Raw genomic sequence first — 576 nt, 5'->3', positions numbered from 1 at the left:
CCCACCGTCGCGAGCTTCACCTACGCGGTCGGCTTCTCCGAGACGGTCGCCAACGTCACGGCAAACGACTTCGTCCTGACCGGCACGAACGGCGTCACCGCTGAGGTCACGTCGGTGACGGGGTCGGGCGGCAGCTACGTCGTCACCGTCGCGGGCATCCAGGGTAGCGGCACCCTCAGCCTCGGCCTGGCGCCGGGCTCCGACATCGCCGATCTCGCCGGCAATCTCGCGACCCTGACGCCGGCCACCCGCGACGTCACCGGCGTCGCCCCGGTCCTGCCCGTCATCACCGCCTACTCGGTCGATACCGGCGTGCAGGGCGACGGCATCACCGCCGACCCGACGCCGACCCTGTCGGGGATCGGACTGGCCGGCGCCACCGTCACGGTGGCGTACGCGACGGCCCTCGGCCTCCAGACCGCCACCGCCACCGTCGCGGCCAACGGCACCTGGAGCGTCGACGTCCCGGCCCTGGCCGACGGCGCCTACAGCTTCACCGCCAGCCTCACGGCGAACGGCAGCGTGGTCACCTCCCAGCCCCTCGCGCTCACCATCGACACCACCGCCGATGCCGGC

General features: G+C 72.9%; 1 protein-coding gene. It reads left to right on the top strand.

The features are described from left to right. A partial coding sequence (locus tag MKK49_RS07115) for an Ig-like domain-containing protein (protein ID WP_244027368.1) occupies window positions 1–576 on the top strand: 576 nt, incomplete at both ends.

Origin of the sequence: Methylobacterium sp. J-090, from assembly GCF_022829345.1 — a bacterium.
Lineage (GTDB): Bacteria > Pseudomonadota > Alphaproteobacteria > Rhizobiales > Beijerinckiaceae > Methylobacterium.
Note: the sequence above shows the minus strand (reverse complement) of the source record. Positions and strands in the feature narration are given on the sequence as shown.